Origin of the sequence: Lapillicoccus sp. (assembly GCF_036559105.1) — a bacterium.
In the GTDB taxonomy this organism is placed as follows: domain Bacteria; phylum Actinomycetota; class Actinomycetes; order Actinomycetales; family Dermatophilaceae; genus Lapillicoccus.
The window spans coordinates 26,850-45,186 of sequence record NZ_DATBTV010000069.1; the positions used below are offsets into that span (position 1 = coordinate 26,850).

General features: G+C 70.7%; 15 protein-coding genes. 8 read left to right on the top strand and 7 right to left on the bottom strand.

Annotated elements, in window-relative coordinates; all coding sequences use genetic code 11:
- Both VIG79_RS09050 and VIG79_RS09055 read left to right on the top strand, forming a co-directional pair.
- The gene (locus tag VIG79_RS09050) at positions 1-1,524 is read left to right on the top strand and encodes a trypsin-like peptidase domain-containing protein (RefSeq protein ID WP_331884772.1); all 1,524 of its coding nucleotides are present in this window, start codon (positions 1-3) and stop codon (positions 1,522-1,524) included.
- Positions 1,525-1,550: 26 nt separating this feature from the next.
- Complete coding sequence (locus VIG79_RS09055; protein ID WP_331884774.1) at positions 1,551-1,922, top strand: twin-arginine translocase TatA/TatE family subunit; 372 nt, start codon at positions 1,551-1,553, stop codon at positions 1,920-1,922.
- Positions 1,923-2,051: 129 nt separating this feature from the next.
- Here the strand turns inward: VIG79_RS09055 and VIG79_RS09060 are convergent, their stop codons facing one another.
- The 5 genes from VIG79_RS09060 to VIG79_RS09080 form a co-directional block, all read right to left on the bottom strand.
- Positions 2,052-3,203, bottom strand: a complete 1,152-nt coding sequence (locus VIG79_RS09060) for an Mrp/NBP35 family ATP-binding protein (RefSeq protein ID WP_414672608.1) — start codon at positions 3,201-3,203, stop codon at positions 2,052-2,054.
- A gap of 43 nt (positions 3,204-3,246) precedes the next feature.
- Positions 3,247-4,710 carry a sugar porter family MFS transporter gene (locus VIG79_RS09065; RefSeq protein WP_331884778.1) on the bottom strand — a complete coding sequence of 488 codons (1,464 nt, stop codon included), beginning with the start codon at positions 4,708-4,710 and terminating at the stop codon, positions 3,247-3,249.
- A 108-nt stretch (positions 4,711-4,818) separates the two neighbouring features.
- Positions 4,819-5,382 (bottom strand): DUF1003 domain-containing protein, encoded by a 564-nt coding sequence (locus VIG79_RS09070; RefSeq protein ID WP_331884780.1) that lies wholly within the window; start codon positions 5,380-5,382, stop codon positions 4,819-4,821.
- Positions 5,375-6,685, bottom strand: a complete 1,311-nt coding sequence (locus VIG79_RS09075) for a magnesium transporter MgtE N-terminal domain-containing protein (RefSeq protein ID WP_331884782.1) — start codon at positions 6,683-6,685, stop codon at positions 5,375-5,377. The genes VIG79_RS09070 and VIG79_RS09075 overlap by 8 nt, the downstream gene beginning before the upstream one ends.
- A 144-nt stretch (positions 6,686-6,829) precedes the next feature.
- Positions 6,830-7,402 carry a hypothetical protein gene (locus VIG79_RS09080; protein WP_331884784.1) on the bottom strand — a complete coding sequence of 191 codons (573 nt, stop codon included), beginning with the start codon at positions 7,400-7,402 and terminating at the stop codon, positions 6,830-6,832.
- An 83-nt stretch (positions 7,403-7,485) separates the two neighbouring features.
- Between VIG79_RS09080 and VIG79_RS09085 the strand changes: the two genes are divergently transcribed.
- Both VIG79_RS09085 and VIG79_RS09090 read left to right on the top strand, forming a co-directional pair.
- Positions 7,486-8,547 carry a CoA ester lyase gene (locus tag VIG79_RS09085; RefSeq protein WP_331884786.1) on the top strand — a complete coding sequence of 354 codons (1,062 nt, stop codon included), beginning with the start codon at positions 7,486-7,488 and terminating at the stop codon, positions 8,545-8,547.
- Positions 8,544-9,410 (top strand): CoA ester lyase, encoded by an 867-nt coding sequence (locus VIG79_RS09090; protein WP_331884788.1) that lies wholly within the window; start codon positions 8,544-8,546, stop codon positions 9,408-9,410. The genes VIG79_RS09085 and VIG79_RS09090 overlap by 4 nt, the downstream gene beginning before the upstream one ends.
- 13 nt (positions 9,411-9,423) lie before the next feature.
- Here VIG79_RS09090 and VIG79_RS09095 read toward each other — a convergent pair whose 3' ends face one another.
- Complete coding sequence (locus VIG79_RS09095; protein ID WP_331884790.1) at positions 9,424-10,521, bottom strand: beta-propeller fold lactonase family protein; 1,098 nt, start codon at positions 10,519-10,521, stop codon at positions 9,424-9,426.
- Between the two features lie 147 nt (positions 10,522-10,668).
- Entirely contained in the window at positions 10,669-11,511 is an 843-nt protein-coding gene (locus VIG79_RS09100; protein WP_331884792.1) for a serine protein kinase RIO, read from the bottom strand.
- 324 nt (positions 11,512-11,835) lie between these two features.
- On the opposite strand from VIG79_RS09100, the gene VIG79_RS09105 reads away from it, so the two are divergent.
- The 4 genes from VIG79_RS09105 (at position 11,836) to VIG79_RS09120 (ending at position 18,308) form a co-directional block, all read left to right on the top strand.
- Positions 11,836-15,153, top strand: a complete 3,318-nt coding sequence (locus VIG79_RS09105) for a DUF7379 domain-containing protein (RefSeq protein ID WP_331884794.1) — start codon at positions 11,836-11,838, stop codon at positions 15,151-15,153.
- An 86-nt stretch (positions 15,154-15,239) separates the two neighbouring features.
- Complete coding sequence (locus tag VIG79_RS09110) at positions 15,240-16,076, top strand: caspase family protein (protein WP_331884796.1); 837 nt, start codon at positions 15,240-15,242, stop codon at positions 16,074-16,076.
- A gap of 9 nt (positions 16,077-16,085) precedes the next feature.
- Positions 16,086-16,937 carry a uracil-DNA glycosylase family protein gene (locus tag VIG79_RS09115; protein ID WP_331884798.1) on the top strand — a complete coding sequence of 284 codons (852 nt, stop codon included), beginning with the start codon at positions 16,086-16,088 and terminating at the stop codon, positions 16,935-16,937.
- A gap of 3 nt (positions 16,938-16,940) precedes the next feature.
- A complete protein-coding gene (locus tag VIG79_RS09120; protein WP_331884800.1) occupies positions 16,941-18,308 on the top strand; it encodes an amidohydrolase family protein in 1,368 nt (455 codons plus the stop codon).
- Positions 18,309-18,337: the final 29 nt, after the last annotated feature.

The window sequence follows — 18,337 nt, forward strand, 5'->3', positions numbered from 1 at the left end:
ATGACCGACTCGCGGCCGGACCAGGACGACGACCGGCGGGCCGAGCAGGACGCGCCGGCGTGGCACAGCTTCGGCGTCCCCTACGGCGGCGCGCCCGAGCCGCCGCCCTACACGCCGGCGATGCGCGAGCGGCCGCAGGGGGACCTCACCCAACGAATCGACACGTCGTCGACCCAGGAGGTCCACCCCGAGACGCGGCCCGAGGAGTCGCGACCGGAGGAGTCACGACCCTGGTGGACAACCCCCGGCGACGGCGGTGCGGAGTCCTCCACGACGCGCGCCCCCACTCCGGCCCGATCCCTGCTCCCGACTCCGACCGGCGACCCGTATGCGGCGCCCTGGGCTACCTACCCCACCGCCCCCTCGGACCTCGGAGCCCCGCCCGGGGGGGCGCCGCCCCTGGGACCGGGCGGTCCGCATACCGCTGCTCTACCCGCAGGTTCTCCGCGAGCCGACCGCCGAGGCCGCTCCTGGATGCCGATGGCAGCGATCGCCCTGGTGGCGGCGCTGATCGGCGGCGCCGTCGTGCTCGGAGGGCAGCAGCTGCTGAACCGCACGGGCACGCTCGGATCGTCGGTCCCGGCCCCCGGCCCGGGCTCGACCGCCCGGCCCGACGGCAGCATCGCCAAGATCGCGGCCGACGCACTGCCCAGTGTCGTGACGATCCGGATCAAGACGACCGACGGCAGCGGGACGGGGTCCGGCTTCATCATCGACAACCAGGGGCACATCCTCACCAACAACCACGTGGCAACGGCCGGTGGCGGTTCGGGCACGATCACCGTGGAGCTGAACAACGGCAAGACGCTGCCGGCGACCATCGTCGGGGCGGACGCGTCCTACGACCTGGCCGTGCTGAAGATCGACGCGACCGACATCCCGCCGCTGCAGTTCGGGGCGTCCAAGGACGTCGTCGTGGGCGACGGGGTCATCGCGGTCGGGGCACCGCTGGGCCTGGACGCGACGGTGACCAGCGGGATCGTGTCGGCGCTGAACCGGCCGGTCACCCCCGGCGCTGCGAACGACCAGAGCTTCATCAACGCCATCCAGACCGATGCGGCGATCAACCCCGGTAACTCCGGTGGCCCGCTGCTCGACATGAACGGAAAGGTCATCGGCGTGAACTCGGCGATCGCCCGCATCCCCGGGTCGACGTCGGACTCCGGCGGCAACATCGGCGTCGGGTTCGCCATCCCGAGCGACCAGGCCGCCAAGACCGCGCAGCAGCTCATCACCACCGGCAAGGCCGACCATCCCGCGCTCGGTGTGCGCGTCGACCGGAGCTTCACCGGCGAGGGCGCCAAGCTGGCGTCCGGCGCGGTACAGGGGGGCAGTGCCGCGGACCAGGCTGGACTCAAGGACGGCGACGTCATCCTCGAGTTCGAGGGCAAGAAGGTGCCGGACGCCGACTCCCTCATCGTGGCGATAAGGGCGCGAAACGTCGGCGACACCGTCAAGATGAAGGTCCAACGTGGCAACCAGACCCTGGATGTCACCATGACGCTGCAAGCGGCGTCGAGCTGAGCTGAGAGGGCACGGGAGGTGACGACATGCTGGACGTGAACGGCTGGGAGCTGATCATGCTCGCCGTCGTCGGCATCCTCGTGCTCGGGCCGGAGCGCCTGCCGGAGTACGCGGGCAAGCTCGCCGCGATGGTCCGGCAGGTCCGCAACCTGGCGACGAACGCCCGGTCCCAGCTCAAGGACCAGATGGGTCCGGAGTTCGAGGACGTCGACTGGCGCCAGTTCGACCCGCGCCAGTACGACCCGCGCCGGATCGTGCGTGAGGCGTTGATGGACGACCCGGCACCGGACGAGGCGGCGGACGAGCCCGACAAACCGCAGTCCGGCGTCATGGCTCCAGTACCCCAGCCGTTCCACGACCCGGCCAAACCGACCCCCTGGGACGCCGACGCCACCTGACCCCCTCGAGGTGTGCATCGAGGCGGCGGTCGGCATGATCGTGGGCGCTTGACGACCCCAGAGGGTCGACGATCGTCCACGTCTCCAACGGTGCGTGCGTCGTCGTGGGCTGGGGTGCTGCGCGACCGGTCAGCGGCCGGCGGGGGTGAGACCCAGGGACCGTCCGGCCAGGCCACGCGCTCGCGTCGAGAGTCCGCGCGCCACCGCGCGAAGCGCCACGGCCGCTGCCGAGTCGGGGTCGCCGAGCACCACGGGCAGCCCCGAGTCGCCGCCCTCCCTCAGCCGCGTGTCCAGCGGTACCTGACCGAGCAGCGGGACCGGGGCGCCGATCAGCCGGGTCAGCGAGTCGGCCACGATCTGGCCGCCGCCGGACCCGAATATCTCCTGGCGAGAGCCGTCCGGAAGCTCCAGCCACGACATGTTCTCGACGACGCCGACGAGCCTCTGGTGGGTCTGGAGGGCAATCGCGCCGGCCCGCTCGGCCACCTCGGCCGCGGCCTGCTGCGGCGTCGTCACGACGAGGATCTCGGCGTTCGGGATGAGCTGAGCCACCGAGATGGCGATGTCGCCGGTGCCCGGCGGCAGGTCCAGCAGCAGCACGTCCAGGTCACCCCAGAACACATCGCCGAGGAACTGCTGAAGGGCCCGGTGCAGCATCGGGCCGCGCCACACCACGGGCTGATTGCCGGGGACGAACATCCCGATCGAGATGACCTTCACGTCGTGCGCCAGCGGCGGCAGGATCATGTCGTCGACCTGGGTCGGCCGCCCCGACACGCCCAGCATCCGCGGCACGGAGAACCCGTAGACGTCGGCGTCGACGACGCCCACCCGCAACCCCGACGCGGCCATGGAGGCCGCCAGGTTGACGGTCACCGACGACTTGCCGACGCCACCCTTGCCGGAGGCGACCGCATACACGCGGGTCAGCGAGCCGGGTCGGGCGAAGGGAATCTCCTTGTCGGCCTGGCCGCCACGGAGCTGGGTCTTCAGGGCGGTGCGCTGCTCCTCGCTCATGACGTCGAGGGTCACCTCGACCGACGAGACGCCCTCGACGGCCGACAGCGCTGTGGTGATGTCGCGGGTCAGCGTCTCCTTCATCGGACAGCCGGCCACGGTGAGGAAGATCGCGGCCGCCACCCGTCCGGTGTCGTCGACGTCGACGGACTTGACCATGCCGAGCTCGGTGATGGGTTTGCGGATCTCGGGGTCGTTGACCTTCGAGAGCGCGGTCAGCAGCGCATCCCTGGACGGCAGCACAGTGGTCGGCACGTCGTCCATCGTATGTCCGGCCGGACGACCGCCCGGACGCCGGCCCAGGACCTCAGTGGGGTGCGATCAGCAAGTCGTCGTCCATGTCCTCGAGCTCCTTGCCCTTGGTCTCGCGCACCCACTTGATGACGAAGAACAGGGACAGCAGCGCACACGCCGCGTAGAAGCCGTAGGAGAAGGCGAGCGAGATGTCCTTCATCTTCGGGAAGCTGACCGTGATCAACCAGTTCGCGACCCACTGGGCCATGGCCGCGACGGACAGCGCGGCGGCGCGGATCCTGTTCGGGAACGACTCGCCGAGCAGCACCCAGACCACCGGCCCCCACGACATGCCGAACGCGATGACGTAGACGTTGGCGGCGACGAGGGCCGCGGGACCCTGCCACCCTTCGAGGACCGGGGTGACCGTGCCACTCGCGTCGGTCGTCGTCCGGGCGATGCCGAACACGAACGCCATGATCCCCAACGTGATCGTCATGCCGATCGACCCGATGATCAGCAGCGGCTTGCGGCCGACCCGGTCGATCGTGGCGATGGCGATGAGCGTCGTGACGATGTTGACGATCGCGGTGATGACGGTGATCTTGAACGAGTCGGACTCACTGAAACCGACCGCCTCCCAGAGGACGTTCGAGTAGTAGAAGATCACGTTGATCCCGACGAACTGCTGGAACACCGACAGCAGGATGCCGATCCAGACGATCGGCAGCAGGCCGCCCTTGGGCGCTCTCAGGTCCTTGAACGACGGTTTGTGGTCGGACTGGAGCGAGCTCTGGATCCGCTCGATCCGCACCTCCGTACCGGCCGTACCGAGCATCGTCGTGAGGACCTTGCGGGCCTCGGGGATCCGTAGGTTGGCGATGAGGTAGCGCGGCGACTCGGGGATCGTCAACGACAGCCCGCCGTAGACGATGGCGGGGATGGCCATGGCGAGGAACATCCAGCGCCAGGCCGGCAGTCCCCACACGACCTCGGTCGAGCCGCCCGCGGCCGTGGCGAAGAGGTAGTCGACGAGCAGCGAGATGAAGATGCCGGTCACGATCGCGAGCTGCTGCAGCGAGCCCAGCCGGCCGCGCAGGCTCGCCGGGGCGATCTCGGCGATGTAGGCCGGGGCGATCACCGAGGCGATACCCACTCCGAGGCCGCCGAAGATGCGGAAGACGATGAGCATGCCGACGTTCACCGAGAACCCGGCGCCCAGCGCGCTGATGAGGAAGAGCACCGCGGCGATCTGCATGACCCGAAGCCGCCCGATGCGGTCGGCCATGCGGCCCGCCAACATGGCTCCGGCGGCGGCACCGAGCAGGGCCGAGGCGACCGCGAACCCGAGGGTTGTGGACTCGACGTTGAAGACCTCACCGATGGCGCTGACGGCGCCGTTGATGACGGCGCTGTCGTAGCCGAAGAGGAACCCACCCAGTGCGGCGACCGTGGCCACCTTGATCGACGCTCCGGTGTGGAACTGTTCCTCCGGGGTGACGTCGCCGCCGCCGGGTGCCGCACTCGCCTCAGACATGGAGCCCCGTCCTCACGCCATCGTAGGAGTCGGAAGTTAACGGCGCTATTCTGTACCCGACTATCGGGAAATGGCCGTAGCCCGAGGTAAAAGTTCGTCCTCCCGGGATCAGCGCCGTCCCTCGTCGTCGGGGGCCAGGCGCGGGGACGACATGCCACGCTCCTCCATCTCGTCGAGCAGCTGCCGCAGCTCGGAGCGGAGGAAGTCGCGAGTTGCCATGTCCCGTAATGCGATCCGCAAAGCAGCGACCTCGCGGGTGAGGAACTCCGTGTCGGCGAGGTTGCGCTCGTCGCGGGCGCGGTCCTGCTCCAATGCGACCCGGTCGCGGTCGGCCTGGCGGTTCTGCGCGAGCAGGATGAGCGGGGCGGCGTAGGACGCCTGCAGCGACAGGATCAGGGTCAGGAGCGTGAAGTTCGTCTCGCGGGGGTCGAACTGCAGCGACGGGTTGGCGAAGGTGTTCCACGCCAGCCAGATCGTCACGAACACGGTCATGCCGAAGAGGAACTGCGCCGTCCCCATCCACCGCGCGAAGCCTTCGCTCAATGCGCCGAACGTCTCCTGCGAGAACGACGGTGTCGGCACGAAGCGGCGGCGGAACTCCTGCGGCTGGTCGAGGCGCGCAACGTCCGACGCCCGCCGACGAGGGCTCGGGCGGTCCGGGCGGTCAGCCACGGGTCACCTCGGTCGGGCTCACCGACGGATAGGTATGCGGGTGGTCCTCATGGCGGTCCTCGCGCCAGTCCTCGGGGAGGATGTGGTCGAGGACGTCGTCGACGGTGACCGCTCCGAGGAACCGGCCCTCCCGGTCGACGACCGGTACGGCGACCAGGTTGTAGGTCGCGAGCATCCGGGTGACCTGCTCGAGCGGTGCGTCCGCCGGCATCGGCTCGATCCCGCGGTCCACCACCGAACCCACCGACGAGTGCGGCGGCTCGCGCAGCAGCCGCTGGATGTGGACGACCCCGATGAACCGACCGGTCGGCGTCTCCAGCGGGGGGCGGCACACGAACACGGTCGAGGCCAGTGCCGGCGCCAGCTCCTCGCGGCGCACGACGGCGAGCGCCTCGGCGATGGTGGCCTCGGGTCCGAGGATGACCGGCTCGGTGGTCATCAGACCGCCGGCGGTCTTCTCGTCGTAGGCCAGCAGCCGTCGCAGCGGGGCAGCCTCGTCGGGTTCCATGAGCTGGAGCAGCTGCTCCTGCCGGTCCGTGGACAGCTCGGCCAGGAGGTCGGCCGCGTCGTCCGGCTGCATCGCCTCGAGCACGTCGGCGGCGCGTTCGGTGTCGAGACCGGCGAGGATCTCGACCTGGTCGTCCTCGGGCAGCTCCTCGAGGATGTCGGCCAGCTTGTCGTCGTCGAGGGCCGCGGCGACCTCGGCGCGGCGCTGCGGGGACAGGTCGTGGATCACCTCCGCGAGGTCGGCGACCCGCAGGTCCTCGTAGTTCTCGAGCAGCTTCGCCACGCTCTGCGCTCCGGTGTGGACCTGGAGGCCGGCAACATCCTCAATGTCGACGAGGACCGTCTCACCTCGACGCCGCAGGTGCAGGCCACGCCCGCTGGAGACGGAGTCCTTGCGGCAGAACACCTTGGTGACGTTCCAGTTCCGCCCGCGCGGCTCCATGGCGATGTCCTCGACCGTGCCCGGGAACGACCCGTCGGTCGTGTGCACCGTGACGCTGCGCTCGAGCAGCTCGGCCAGAACCAGCGTCTCGTTGGGCCGCTGCTCGAACCGGCGCATGTTGACCAGTCCGGTCGTGATCACCTGTCCAGCGTCCAGCGAGGTCACGCGGGTCATGGGGACGAACACCCGGCGACGCCCCGGCACCTCGGCGACCAGCCCGATCACCCGGGGCCGGAGGGTCGTCGAGCTGAACGTCACGACGACGTCGCGCACCCGCCCGACGGGGTCTCCCAACGGGTCGAAGACGCGCAGTCCCGCAAGACGCGCGCAGAAGACACGGGGAGCCGGAGCCACGGGGCCAAGGCTAGATCACCCCAGGACGTTCGCCCCACGACGTTCGCCGCTCCGCGTCGAGCCGTCGCGGGGACCCCACGCTTCGCTTCGACACGCCGCGAGGACCCTAGAACGAGCCGTCTCGTTCCCTCGGACCGTCGCGCCTCAGCGGGTCCCGCGCCGTCGTTTGGGACGTCCACCGAGGTGCCACGGATGCCACCGGACGGTCGTCGCCCGGGAGGGCGGCGGAGGTGCCGCCCCGGAACCGTCCGCATACGAGCCGGGCCCTTCGACGGGGTTGCCGAACGGCGTCAGCGCGGTGACCGCGCACTCGGTGCGCCAGCGCTCGACCACGTCGTCGACGGCGTTGAGGCGACCCGCCTGCAGCGCCGTGACCGCCGTCTGCCACTCGCTCGCGGAGTCGGTGAGGACCCGTGCGCGAGCACGCACCCGCAGCAGACGGCCGCCGCTGTCCTGGCTCCGGAGCACCAGGACGACCTCCTCCGGCAGCCACGGCAGGTTCTGCTCACCGGGTCCGTTGACGAGGTACGCGGTCGGCGCGACCCAGGCGTGCCAGACCGGCCAGGCACGGTCGCCCGGGACCTCGACCCAGATCACGCCGGACTTCGTCATCGCCTCACCGACGAGGGCGGTGACGTTGGTGGCGGGCGGCACCGGTGCAGGAGCCGCCACGGGCACGACCGGGGCCACCGGCTCGACGCGCGGGTGCTCGGTCACGCTCCGAGCGTAGGCGACTCGGCCTCTCAACGAGGTGATGGGCGTCATAACCCCCGGCGTCACCGCGCTGCTACCTTCGCCCCGTGCGCAGCCCCAAGAACTTCTTCGCGCCCTTGGCGGTGGGGGCACCGGCGCCGCTCCGCGAGGTCCCGGCCACCGCGTCACGGGTCATCCACTTCCTCGACCCCAGCAACGAGAAGATGACCGCCAAGGTCCCGGCAATGGTGGGCACCGTCGACGTCCTGCTCGGCAACCTCGAGGACGGCGTCAAGGCGGACCGCAAGATCGCCGCGCGGGAGGGACTGGTCCGGCTCGGCCAGAGCGTCGACTTCGGTCCGACGCAGCTCTGGACGCGGCTGAACGCCCTCGACTCACCGTGGTTCCTCGACGACGTCACGACCCTGGTGCCGGCGATCGGCGCGACGCTCGGCGTCGTCATGGTCCCCAAGGTCGAGGGCGCCGAGGACATCCACTACGTCGACCGGCTGCTCGCCCAGCTGGAGGCCAGGGCCGGGCTGACCCGGCCGATCCTCGTCCACGCCATCCTCGAGACCGCTCGCGGCGTCGCGAACGTCGAGGAGATCTGCACGGCATCCCCTCGGATGCAGGGACTGTCGCTCGGCCCGGCCGACCTTGCCGCCTCCCGCCGGATGAAGACGACGCGCGTCGGCGGTGGCCACCCCGGGTACGTCGTCCGTGCCGACCCCACCCCTGGCGATCCCGATGCGCCGCGGGCGAGCGTGCAGCAGGACCTCTGGCACTACACCGTCGCCCGGATGGTCGACGCCTGCGCCGCCGCCGGGATCTACCCGTACTACGGGCCGTTCGGCGACATCGGCGACTCGGTGGGGTGCGAGGACCAGTTCCGGGCGGCGTTCCTGCTCGGCTGCGTCGGTGCCTGGTCGCTGCACCCCAGCCAGATCGCCATCGCGAAGCGGGTGTTCAGCCCGTCAGCGCAGGATGTGGCGCACGCGCGGCGGGTCGTCGCGGCCATGGGTGACGGGACCGGCGCGGTCATGCTCGACGGCCGGATGGAGGACGACGCCAGCCTCAAGCAGTGCCGGGTCCTCCTCGACCTCGCCGAGCGCCTCGCGACCCTCGACCCGGAGCTGGCCGAGGCGTACTCGGCGGAGGCTGGTTCGTGAGCGACGTCCGACCGCGGCGGTCGGTCCTGTATCTGCCCGCGTCCAACGAGCGCGCTCTCGAGAAGGCCAAGAGCCTGCCGGTCGACGGGCTGATCCTCGACCTCGAGGACGCCGTCGCCCCGGACGCGAAGAGCTCGGCACGCGAACTCGCTTGTGCCGCAGCCGTTTCCGGCGCATACGGTATGCGTGAGCTCACCATCCGCATCAACGGGCTGGGTTCGCCCTGGCACGAGGACGACCTCGTTGCGGTGTGCGCGGCCGGCCCGGCCGGGATCGTCGTGCCCAAGGTGAGCCGGGCGGACGAGGTGCGGTCGCTCGCCGCGGCGATGGCGGCGGCCGGGGCGCCCGAGCACACCGCCCTGTGGGCCATGGTCGAGACTCCGCGGGCGATCCTGGACTGTGCAGCGATCGGGGACGCGTCAGAGCGCCTCACCGTGCTCGTGCTGGGCACCAACGACCTGGTCAAGGAGCTGGGGGCGCAGGTCGTCCGGGGTCGCACGCCGCTGGTCACCGTGCTGAGCATGGCGGTCCTCGGTGCCCGCGCTGCCGGCGTGGCGGTCCTCGACGGCGTCTACAACGACGTGCGCGACGCCGACGGGTTCGTGGCGGAGTGCCGACAGGGGCGCGAGCTGGGGTTCGACGGGAAGACCCTGATCCACCCCGGTCAGGTCGAGTCGGCCAACCGCGTCTTCGCACCGAGCGACGACGAGGTCGATACCGCCCGGCGGACGATCGCGGCGTTCGAAGCCGCACAGGCGGACGGCCGCGCCGTGGCGACTCTCGACGGACGTCTCGTCGAGAGCCTCCACGTCGACACGGCTCACCGCGTACTGGCGATGCACGCCGCGGTCATCTCCCGCTGACGGGACAGACCAGTCAGCTGGCCGCGAGCCCGGCGGTCCCGAAGGTGGGTGCACCCTGTGTCGTCCCGAGCGCGGTCAGCGAGCCGTCGCGGGCCACCGCCCACGAGGACACGAGGCCGCCGCCCATGCGGACGTACAGGAAGTGCTGGTCCGCCGAGAGCGCGGCGTCCGTACCGCCGGCGCCGGTGGTCGCGGCGACCGCCGCCTTGAGCGCCAGCGAGCCGTCCTTGGCGATGGTGTAGCTCGAGACCGTCCCGCTGGCGGCGTTCACCGCAAACGCGTACCCACGGGCCACAACCAGCCAGCAGGCGGCCGCCTGGGTGTCGCTGACCGCGGGGGAGATGACCCCGAAGCCGCGGCGGCCGACGTCGTACGAGGACGCGGACCCGCTACCCGCCTCGGAGACGACCGCGTGCCCGCGGGCGTCGAAGTCGAAGCCGTACGGCGTGGTCCCGGCGGCCGCGTGCGGCACCGCGTAGCCCGCGTACCCGCCGCGCACCGCGAAGATGTCGAGGGTGTTGCTGGCCTTCTCGGTGACGAGCAGTGACGATCCGTCCGGGGTGAACTGGATCTGGGCGGCGTCGGTGATGCCACCGGCGGCGTTCGGCGTGAGCGCGCGCGACGACCCGGGCAGCGGCGAGAGGTTGCCGCGTGAGCTGTACCGGAATCCCGTGATCGTGTCGCTGCCCTGGTTCACGACGTACCCGACCCCGTCTCGCGCCGTGACGCTCACCGGCAGTGTGCCGTGGGTAGCGATGGTGTCGCGCAGGACCAGGCCGTGATCGGTGATCTCCAGGGCCGCGACCGTCGCGGAGCCGGCGTTCACCGCGAAGAGCAGGTCGCCCTGACGCACCAGGCCGCTCTGGGAGTGGAGCGACCCACCGCTGCCCGACCCACCGGTTGCGACCAGCCCGGCGGCGGTGAGGCGACCGTCGGCGGCTCGGTCGAAGACCTGGATCGCATTGCCGTTGCTGGCGTTCGTGGTCTCGTAGACGTGGTCTGCGGGTTGGTGCGGACCACCGTGTGCGGAGGCGGCGGTCGCGAACGCGGTGCCGAGTCCGACGGCGAGCGCGGCGGCCGAGAGGGTCCGGCGGGCGAGATGGCGGTGCATGGTCAGGCCTTTCGTGACGGGAGGGTCGCCGACCGCTGCCGGCGACCTCCACATCAAGGCCCATCCATCGGTGCCACAGTCCCTCCGGATGGCCGCCGTAACCGCCGCGTTAGCGGTTTCCGGTCGGTCGTCATCGCCGCGTAATGATCACCACCGAGAGGTCGCGGCGGCGACGAGGTCGCCGAGCAGCTCGCCGGCGTCCACGTCGTGACCGCGCCGGGCGAACCAGTCGCACATGTTCCGGACGTCGCGCTCGAGGAAGTCGAACCCGTGCGGGTTGCCGATGATGTCGACGACCTGCGGCCAGTCGATGACGACGAGCCGCTCCTCGTGGAGGAGGACGTTGTAGGGCGAGAGGTCGCCGTGCGCCCAGCCGTGCAACGCGAGCCGGGCCATCGTCTCTCGCAGCTGCTCGAACAGCTCGGGGAGCAACGCGGGTTCGGGACGGGTCTGCGCCAGCCTCGGCGCGGCCACCCCGTCGGTCCCGACGAACTCCATGAGGATCTCGGTCTCCTGCATCTGGACCGGGTACGGCACCGGCAGATCCATGGACCAGAGCTTCCCGAGGACGTCGAACTCGGTCATCGCCCACTGTCCCGCGATCACGGCCTTGCCGAACTCGGTGCGGCGCCCCATGGCTCGGGTCTCGCGACTGCGCCGGACCCGGCGCCCCTCGAGGTAGCCGGCGTCCCGGTGGAAGAGCCGTCGGTCGTGGCCGCGGTAGCGCTTCGCGGCCATGACGACGTCCTGACGGGGGTCGCCGGGGACCCAGCGGCGGAGCAGGTGGACGTCGGCTTCCTTGCCGGTCTTCAGGACGCCCAGGTCGGCGTCGACCGCGCCGAGCGCGGTGAGGACCCAGTCGGGTCGAGGTTTCGGGCCGTGCATCGACCCGTCCCAGGACGACCAGCGTTCGCCTTCCGGCGGGCCGTCGGGGTTGGTGTCAACGGCGAAGCTGTCGGGCTCCCAGCCGTCGGCGAGATGGTGTGTCACTGCGGTTCTCCAGAGGTGTGAGGGATGGGGTGCGGTGAGCACCCAGGACAGTCGTCGACATGTCGGCCCTCCTCGGAGACGTGACGGTTCGGGTGTGCGCCGGTGGTGGCGCGACCCAGGGAACCTGGCCAGGATGACGTAGCCGGGACGGAGCCGGCAACGGGTTTTCCGGTCGCCGGTGAGGCGCACGTATCGGAATGCCGGGATCCGGCTCTACCTAGGCAGCAGATATGTCCGAATTTCACCCCTCCGGGCGACGCTGAGGTGCACCCTGGTGGTCTTGGTGTCCTTGGGGGGCTTCCACCTGCGTCGGAGGAGGCGAGTGTGGCGACGACATCGTTCGTCGGCGGCCGGCTTCGGGTGACGCACTCCGATGCCTACCGCGCCTCCACGTCCCGCACCCGGTCCATCGACCTGGCGACTGCTGACGACGTCGATGCTCTCCTGGTGGACACGCTGCGGCGCAACGGTTTTGACGCGGTACATCGCGTGGTCGTCGGGCCGGACAAGACAAAATCCCGTGACGTCGGAGCCGGTAAGGGCACCTCGGTCTCGCTCGCCTTGGACGTCGCTCCCGACGAGGACGCCGTCGTCCTCCTCGAGCACGAGGGCTGCTACACCTGGTTACGCCCGCGGCACGAGTCCTCGCGCGACCCGAAGGTCATCGGCCGCGTTGCCGTCTTCGAGTTCGTCGTGCCCCCCAGGGGGGGAGCCACGCGCGACCTGGGCGGCCTGGCCGCCGGGGCTGCCCGCGCGACGGTGTTGTCGTATGCGTCGCCGCTGCTCTCCCAGGCCGCAATCCGGGCGCTCGAGCTGTTCGTCGACCCCGGTCTCGTCCACATCGCCGGCGTCGACCCCTCCGAGTGGCGGCACGTCGGCTCGCTCGCCGACACCGGCCTCTCGCCGGACCGGAACAGCCGGGTCCTGTTGCTCGTCCACGGGACCTTCGACTCGACGGTGGGTGCGTTCGGTGCGCTGGCCGCTACCGAAGCGGGGCGCGACTTCCTGACCCAGGCGCTCGGCGACTACGACGCCGTCATCGGCTTCGACCACAAGACGCTGAGCGTCGACCCGCTCGAGAACGCCCGCGAGCTCGCTGCCGTGTTGACGCCGTTCCGGGGACGACAGGTGACGTTGGACGTGGTCTGCCACAGCCGCGGCGGGCTCACCGCCCGCAGCTTCGTCGAGTCCGTCCTTCCGAGCCTCGCGTGGCGCGGCAAGGTGGACCGGGCGGTCTTCGTGGCCGCCACCAACGCGGGCACCCACTTCGCGGACGAGACCCGCTGGGCCGATCTGGCTGACGTCTACACCAACCTCGTCGCCGCCAATGCGCGGGCGATCGCCGCGCTGCCGGGCGGAGCGCCGATCGCCGCCCTCGTCGTCGGCGCGGTCCGCGGCATCGGTGCGCTGGTCCGCTGGCTGGCCTCGTATGCGACCGACCCCGACAGCGTCCCCGGTATCGCCGCGATGGTGCCGGGCGGGCCCTTCGTCACCGAGATCAACCGGGACCAGCGTGGCCAGCCCCGTTCGGGGACGCCCTGGTTCGTCGTGTCGTCGGACTTCGAGGTGACGGTCAACGACCACCCACCGGAGCTTCCGGCGGCCGTGGTCGCGCGGCTCGTCGACGGTGTCGTCGACCAGGTCATCACCGGGCCGAACGACCTCGTCGTCGACGTCGAGTCCATGAGCGCCATCGACCTCGAGCACGGGGGTGGGTACGTGCGTGGTGCCCTGGCCCTGAGGGCTAACTCGACCGTCTACCACACGAACTACTTCTCCCAGGAGTCCGTGTGCCGGGCTCTGGTGGCGTGGCTCGTCCAGCGGGTCGACCACCTCGAGGGGGAGGAGCGGGCGGCCCCCGTCCCGGACATCGGCGGTGACGACGGTGACCTCGGATGGCGTGGGCCGACGCGCGGACCGTCGCCGGTCGTCCCACCGCCCGTGGTCGAGCCGCCGCCGACAATGGCCGAGCCGCCGCCGACGATGGCCGAGCCGCCGACGATGGCCGAGCCGCCGCCCACCCCAGGCGCCGATCCGCCGCCGACGTCCGGTGCCGAGCCGCCGCCGGAGCCCGGACCTCCGGGACCGCGACCCGAGATCGCCCCCATGCATGCTCCGGGCTCGATCCAGGCCACCTTCGTCGCCGAGCTCCCGCAGAACCCACCGGTGGGGGTGACCACGACGTTGCGGGTCCGGGTGTCGCGCACCGCGCTGGTCGCGGCCGACGGGACCGCCTCGGCGCGAACCGTGCTCGCCGTACGGCCGGACAGCCCCGTCGACGTCCAGGTCATCCCGAGCAAGAACGTGGCCCTGGACGGCCCCGACCTCGATCGGCTGCTGCTTCCGCCCGGCGGCGGCTGGTCGGAGCTGCAGTTCGCGGTACACGCCGTTGCGGCAGGGCCGGTCAGGCTGAAGATCCTTGCGCGCCAAGGCCGCGAGCTGCTGGGCAGCGTCACCCTGGAGGCTGACGCCGTCGACCCCGACGCCGTCATCGGCGGTGCGCAGGCGCTGACCCGCGCGCAGGTCGAGGTGGCGTCCGCGTCGTCGCCGGTGCTCGCGGACGTGGCGTGGCTGGAGATCGCCCAGGTCGAGGCGGACAACGAGACGCGGTTCCGCTACGAGCTGCGGCTGCCGGGGGTGAGCGAACGGATCATCGGGACGTCACCGCCGATCCGCGACGCGGATGGGTTCGTGTCGAGTCTGTTCCGCGAGGTCCAGCAGCTGTGGTTCGACAACTCGGACAAACCCGCGAAGTACCTCGCCGACCTCCAGGACCTCGGCTCGTCCCTGTTCGAGCAGCTGTTCCCGCAGGATCTCCAGGCGGTGCTGTGGAAGAACCGCGACCACCTCGACAACCTGTTCCTCATCGCCGACGAGCCGTTCATCCCGTGGGAGCTGGTGCATCTGAAGCCGCCGGTCGGCCCACGGCAGAAGGCTCCCCGATTCCTCGGCCAGCTCGGGCTCGTGCGCTGGCAGTTCACGCCATTCCCGCCGCAGCCGCAGCTGCAGGCCCGGGCCGGCAAGGTGTTCTCGGTCTGCCCCGAGTACGAGGACCCGTCGCTGGACCTGACCGAGGTGCAGGCCGAGGCGCAGTTCCTCACCACGACGTTCGGGGCGACTGCGGTCCACGCTACGGAGCAGAAGGTGCGGCAGCTGCTGCGCCGGCGTGGCGGGTTCGACCTGCTCCACTTCAGCGGCCACGGCCTCGCCGACCAGGGCAACATCGGCGAGGCCAAGATCGTCCTCGCGGGGCGGACCGTGGGTGGTGCGCTGGTGTCGGACTACCTGACGTCCACCACCGTCGCGGAGAACGCGAAGTTCGGGAACCGTTCCGGCGCAGGCCCGCTCGTTGTCCTCAACGCCTGCCAGGTCGGGCGCTCCGGCGAGGAGCTGAGCAGCCTCGGTGGCTTCGCTCGCGCGTTCCTCGAGGCCGGCGCGTCGGCGTTCGTGTCCTGCCTGTGGTCGGTCAACCAGACGCCGGCGCGGATCTTCGTCGAGACGTTCTACGGGCGACTGCTGGACGGCGACACCGTCGCCATGGCCGCTCTCACCGCCCGCGAGGCGGCCCGGGCCTCGGGGGATGCGACATGGCTCGCCTACGTCATCTACGCCCGTCCGGACGCGGTCCTCGTCCGGACCTGACCCGCGTCCCCGCGTACCCGCATATCTCCGTCCACACCAACCCACCCAAACCTGCGGTACCCACACCCACGAAAGGTCTGAAACCCATGGCTGCACAGGCTTTGTGCGTCGGTATCAACGAGTTCGCCCACCTGCCCAACGCCAACTGGCTGAACGGCTGCGTCAACGACGCGAACGACATGGCGGCGATGCTGCGGACCCAGCCCGGGTTCTCACGCCGCAACATCACCGTGCTCACCGACGCGGAGGCGACCAAGGCAAACGTGATGGCCAAGCTGACCGACATCATCGGCAAGGCCAAGGCCGGCAAGCTCGACCATGTCGTGTTCTCGTTCTCCAGCCACGGGACCCAGGTACCGGACCAGAACGGAGACGAGACCGTCGACCACGTCGACGAGGCCTTCGCGTGCCACGACATCGCGCAGAAGGGCGCCGACTGGGACCGCGACTCGGTCATCATCGACGACGAGCTCCACGCACTGCTCTCGGATCTCCCGAAGGAGGTCCTCGTCGAGGTATTCCTCGACACCTGCCACAGCGGTACCGGTCTGAAGGACCTCCTGCCCGGCCAGAAGGCACGGTTCCTGCCGCCGCCGACGCGACGCGGTGTCCAGCGGCTCGCCGCGACGTCGGACCCGAAGGGCCTCCAGGAGCTGGTGAAGACCACGCCGGCCGCGACACGCGCCGTCCTTTTCGCCGGCTGCAAGGCGGACCAGACCTCGGCCGACGCGTACTTCAACGGCCGTTACAGCGGCGCGTTCACGTACTACTTCCTCAAGGCCCTGGCGGCCGACGGCGCAGCCAGTCGGACCGCCCTGCTCAACGCCACCAGCCAGAGCCTCAGGGCCGGAGACTTCACCCAGCGCGCCCAGCTGGAGGCCTCACCGAAGGCCAAGAAGGCCCCGCTCGGGCTGTTGGCGTAGGGGACGGGGATGACCGAGTTCTGTCCGGGGTACCCGGCGCCGTTCGACGCCCTGGTGGCCGACTACCCGGGGCAGGACGTCTACCCCAGTGCCGACTTCCGGGTCGAATGGGGACCGGTCTTCCACCGCGGCCGGCTCGACGGTTCGGCGCGCGTCGTCGTTCTCGGGCAGGACCCGGCCACCCACGAGGCGATCAGCCGCCGGATCCTGGTGGGTGAGGCGGGCCAGCGAGTGCAGGGCCTCCTCGCCAAGCTGGGGATCGACCGCAGCTACGTCATGGTCAACACGTTCCTCTACAGCGTGTACGGCCAGGGTGGCGGCAACCGGCACGAGGACGACGAGGCGATCGCCGCATACCGGAACGCCTGGCTCGACGCCCTGCTCGTGGGGACCGGCGCGACCGCGGTGGTCTCCCTGGGCCAGCTGGCCGAGACGGCGTACCAGGCGTGGGCGGCCACCCAGCCGGCCGCGGCGGCGCGGCTCCACCACGCCCCCCTCCGGCACCCGACGTACCCCGAGAGCGCGTCGCGCGCCGGCAACAAGACGCTGGCCGAGACCACGGCGATCCTGCTGGCCGACTGGAACGAGCACCTGCCCGCCCTGCGCGACCACGTCATGCCCGATGGGATGTCGCAAGACACTCTCTACGGGACCGGCTGGCAGGACGGCGACCTGGTGCGGATCCCGCAGGCGGACCTGCCGCCGGGGTCGCCGAGCTGGTGGTTCGACCTGGCTGCCTGGGCGTCCCGGACCGGTCCCGACGTGCAGACCAAGCGCGCGACGATCAGCGTCGTCGTGCCGAGAAGGGCCCGGCTGTGGCCGGTCCTCCCGACACCCACCCCTCCTACTCCGGAAGGCTGAGCCGTGGCTGGACCGTTCGAACGCGCGTACCAGCGAGGTGTCACCGAGAAGGTCGGCCCGCCGCCGAGCCGGCCGCGCGCACTGCCGCCGGCGCCGTTCGCGTTGCACGGCGCGGTGATCACGCCCGAGGAGGCGTGGTCGAGCGGGTACGTCACCGTCGCGGGCGGGTCGATCTCGGCGGTCTCGAAGGACAAGCCCACCGACGTGCCGGTCGTCGAGACCGACGGGGTGATCCTTCCCGGGCTCATCGACCTGCACGGCCACCCGGACTTCAACGTGTTCGCCGCGTGGGAGCCGCCGAAGCTCTACGCGAACCGGTACCGGTGGCGGGCCAGCGCGCCATACAAGGCCCTGGTGCGCGACCCGCAGAACACCATCCTCAGCACGCTCCCGCCGCAGACGCAGAGCCGGTACGCGGAGGTGCGAGCCCTCGCTGGAGGCGTGACGGCGATCCAGGGGTCGTCGGCCGCGAGTACCAGCACGAACGCGGAACCGCTGGTGCGCAACGTGGATCTGTGGATCTTCGGCGACCACAAGGCGCGGGCGATGATCGACCTTCCGTCGAGCTCCTCCCGGGACGTGCCGCGACTGAAGAAGATCGTGGCGGACATCGGGACCAACGACGTCAACGCCTTCTACCTGCACCTGTGCGAGGGAGTCCGCGGTGACGAGCGGAGTGCCGGGGAGTTCCAGGCGTTCCTCGCGGCGGGGGCGGCGACGCCGGCGACCAACGTGATCCACGGTTCGGCGCTGTCGGAGGCGGACCTGCATACGCTGACCGACGCCGGGTGCCGGTTGGTGTGGTCGCCGCAGTCGAACCTGCGGCTCTACGGCTCCACGACGCTGGCGGGAGCGGCGCGCGCTGCGGGTATGCCCGTGGCGCTCGGGGCGGACTGGTTGCCGTCCGGGTCGACCAGCCTGCTGGGGGAGATGAAGGTGGCGCGGCGCCAGCTGGCGCTGGAAGGGCACCCCATCGCGGCCGCCGACCTCGTCGCGATGGTCACGTCGGTGGCAGCTGGCGTGGCTGGGCTGTCGGAGCATCTGGGATCGGTCTCGGTCGGCCGGCCGGCCGACCTGCTCGTGCTCGAGCGGCACCACACGGACCCGTACGAGAGCGTCTGCCTGGCGGACCCGTCGTGGGTTGAGCTGGTCTCGATCGGCGGGGACATCACGTATGCGCGGGACGACTGGTTCGGCCGGCTGTCCGGCAACGCGGCATCCCCGACGATCGAGAGCCTGCTGGCGTGGGGGAAGCCGATGCGCCTCGACAACGGGTTCCAGTCGTCGGCGACCTCACCGACGCCCTCGCTGTCGGCGATCCGGGGCCTACTGACGGGCGCCTACCCGGCAGTGGGACCGATCTACGCCTGACTCTTCCGCCCACTGAGGGTTTGGCTGCC

What these genes read in the sequence shown, in the direction of transcription:
- VIG79_RS09050 (WP_331884772.1), top strand. Translation starts at nt 1, where the DNA reads ATGACCGACTCGCGGCCGGACCAGGACGACGACCGGCGGGCCGAGCAG.
- VIG79_RS09055 (WP_331884774.1), top strand. Translation starts at nt 1,551, where the DNA reads ATGCTGGACGTGAACGGCTGGGAGCTGATCATGCTCGCCGTCGTCGGC.
- VIG79_RS09060 (WP_414672608.1), bottom strand. Translation starts at nt 3,203, where the DNA reads ATGGACGACGTGCCGACCACTGTGCTGCCGTCCAGGGATGCGCTGCTG.
- VIG79_RS09065 (WP_331884778.1), bottom strand. Translation starts at nt 4,710, where the DNA reads ATGTCTGAGGCGAGTGCGGCACCCGGCGGCGGCGACGTCACCCCGGAG.
- VIG79_RS09095 (WP_331884790.1), bottom strand. Translation starts at nt 10,521, where the DNA reads ATGCACCGCCATCTCGCCCGCCGGACCCTCTCGGCCGCCGCGCTCGCC.
- VIG79_RS09110 (WP_331884796.1), top strand. Translation starts at nt 15,240, where the DNA reads ATGGCTGCACAGGCTTTGTGCGTCGGTATCAACGAGTTCGCCCACCTG.
- VIG79_RS09115 (WP_331884798.1), top strand. Translation starts at nt 16,086, where the DNA reads ATGACCGAGTTCTGTCCGGGGTACCCGGCGCCGTTCGACGCCCTGGTG.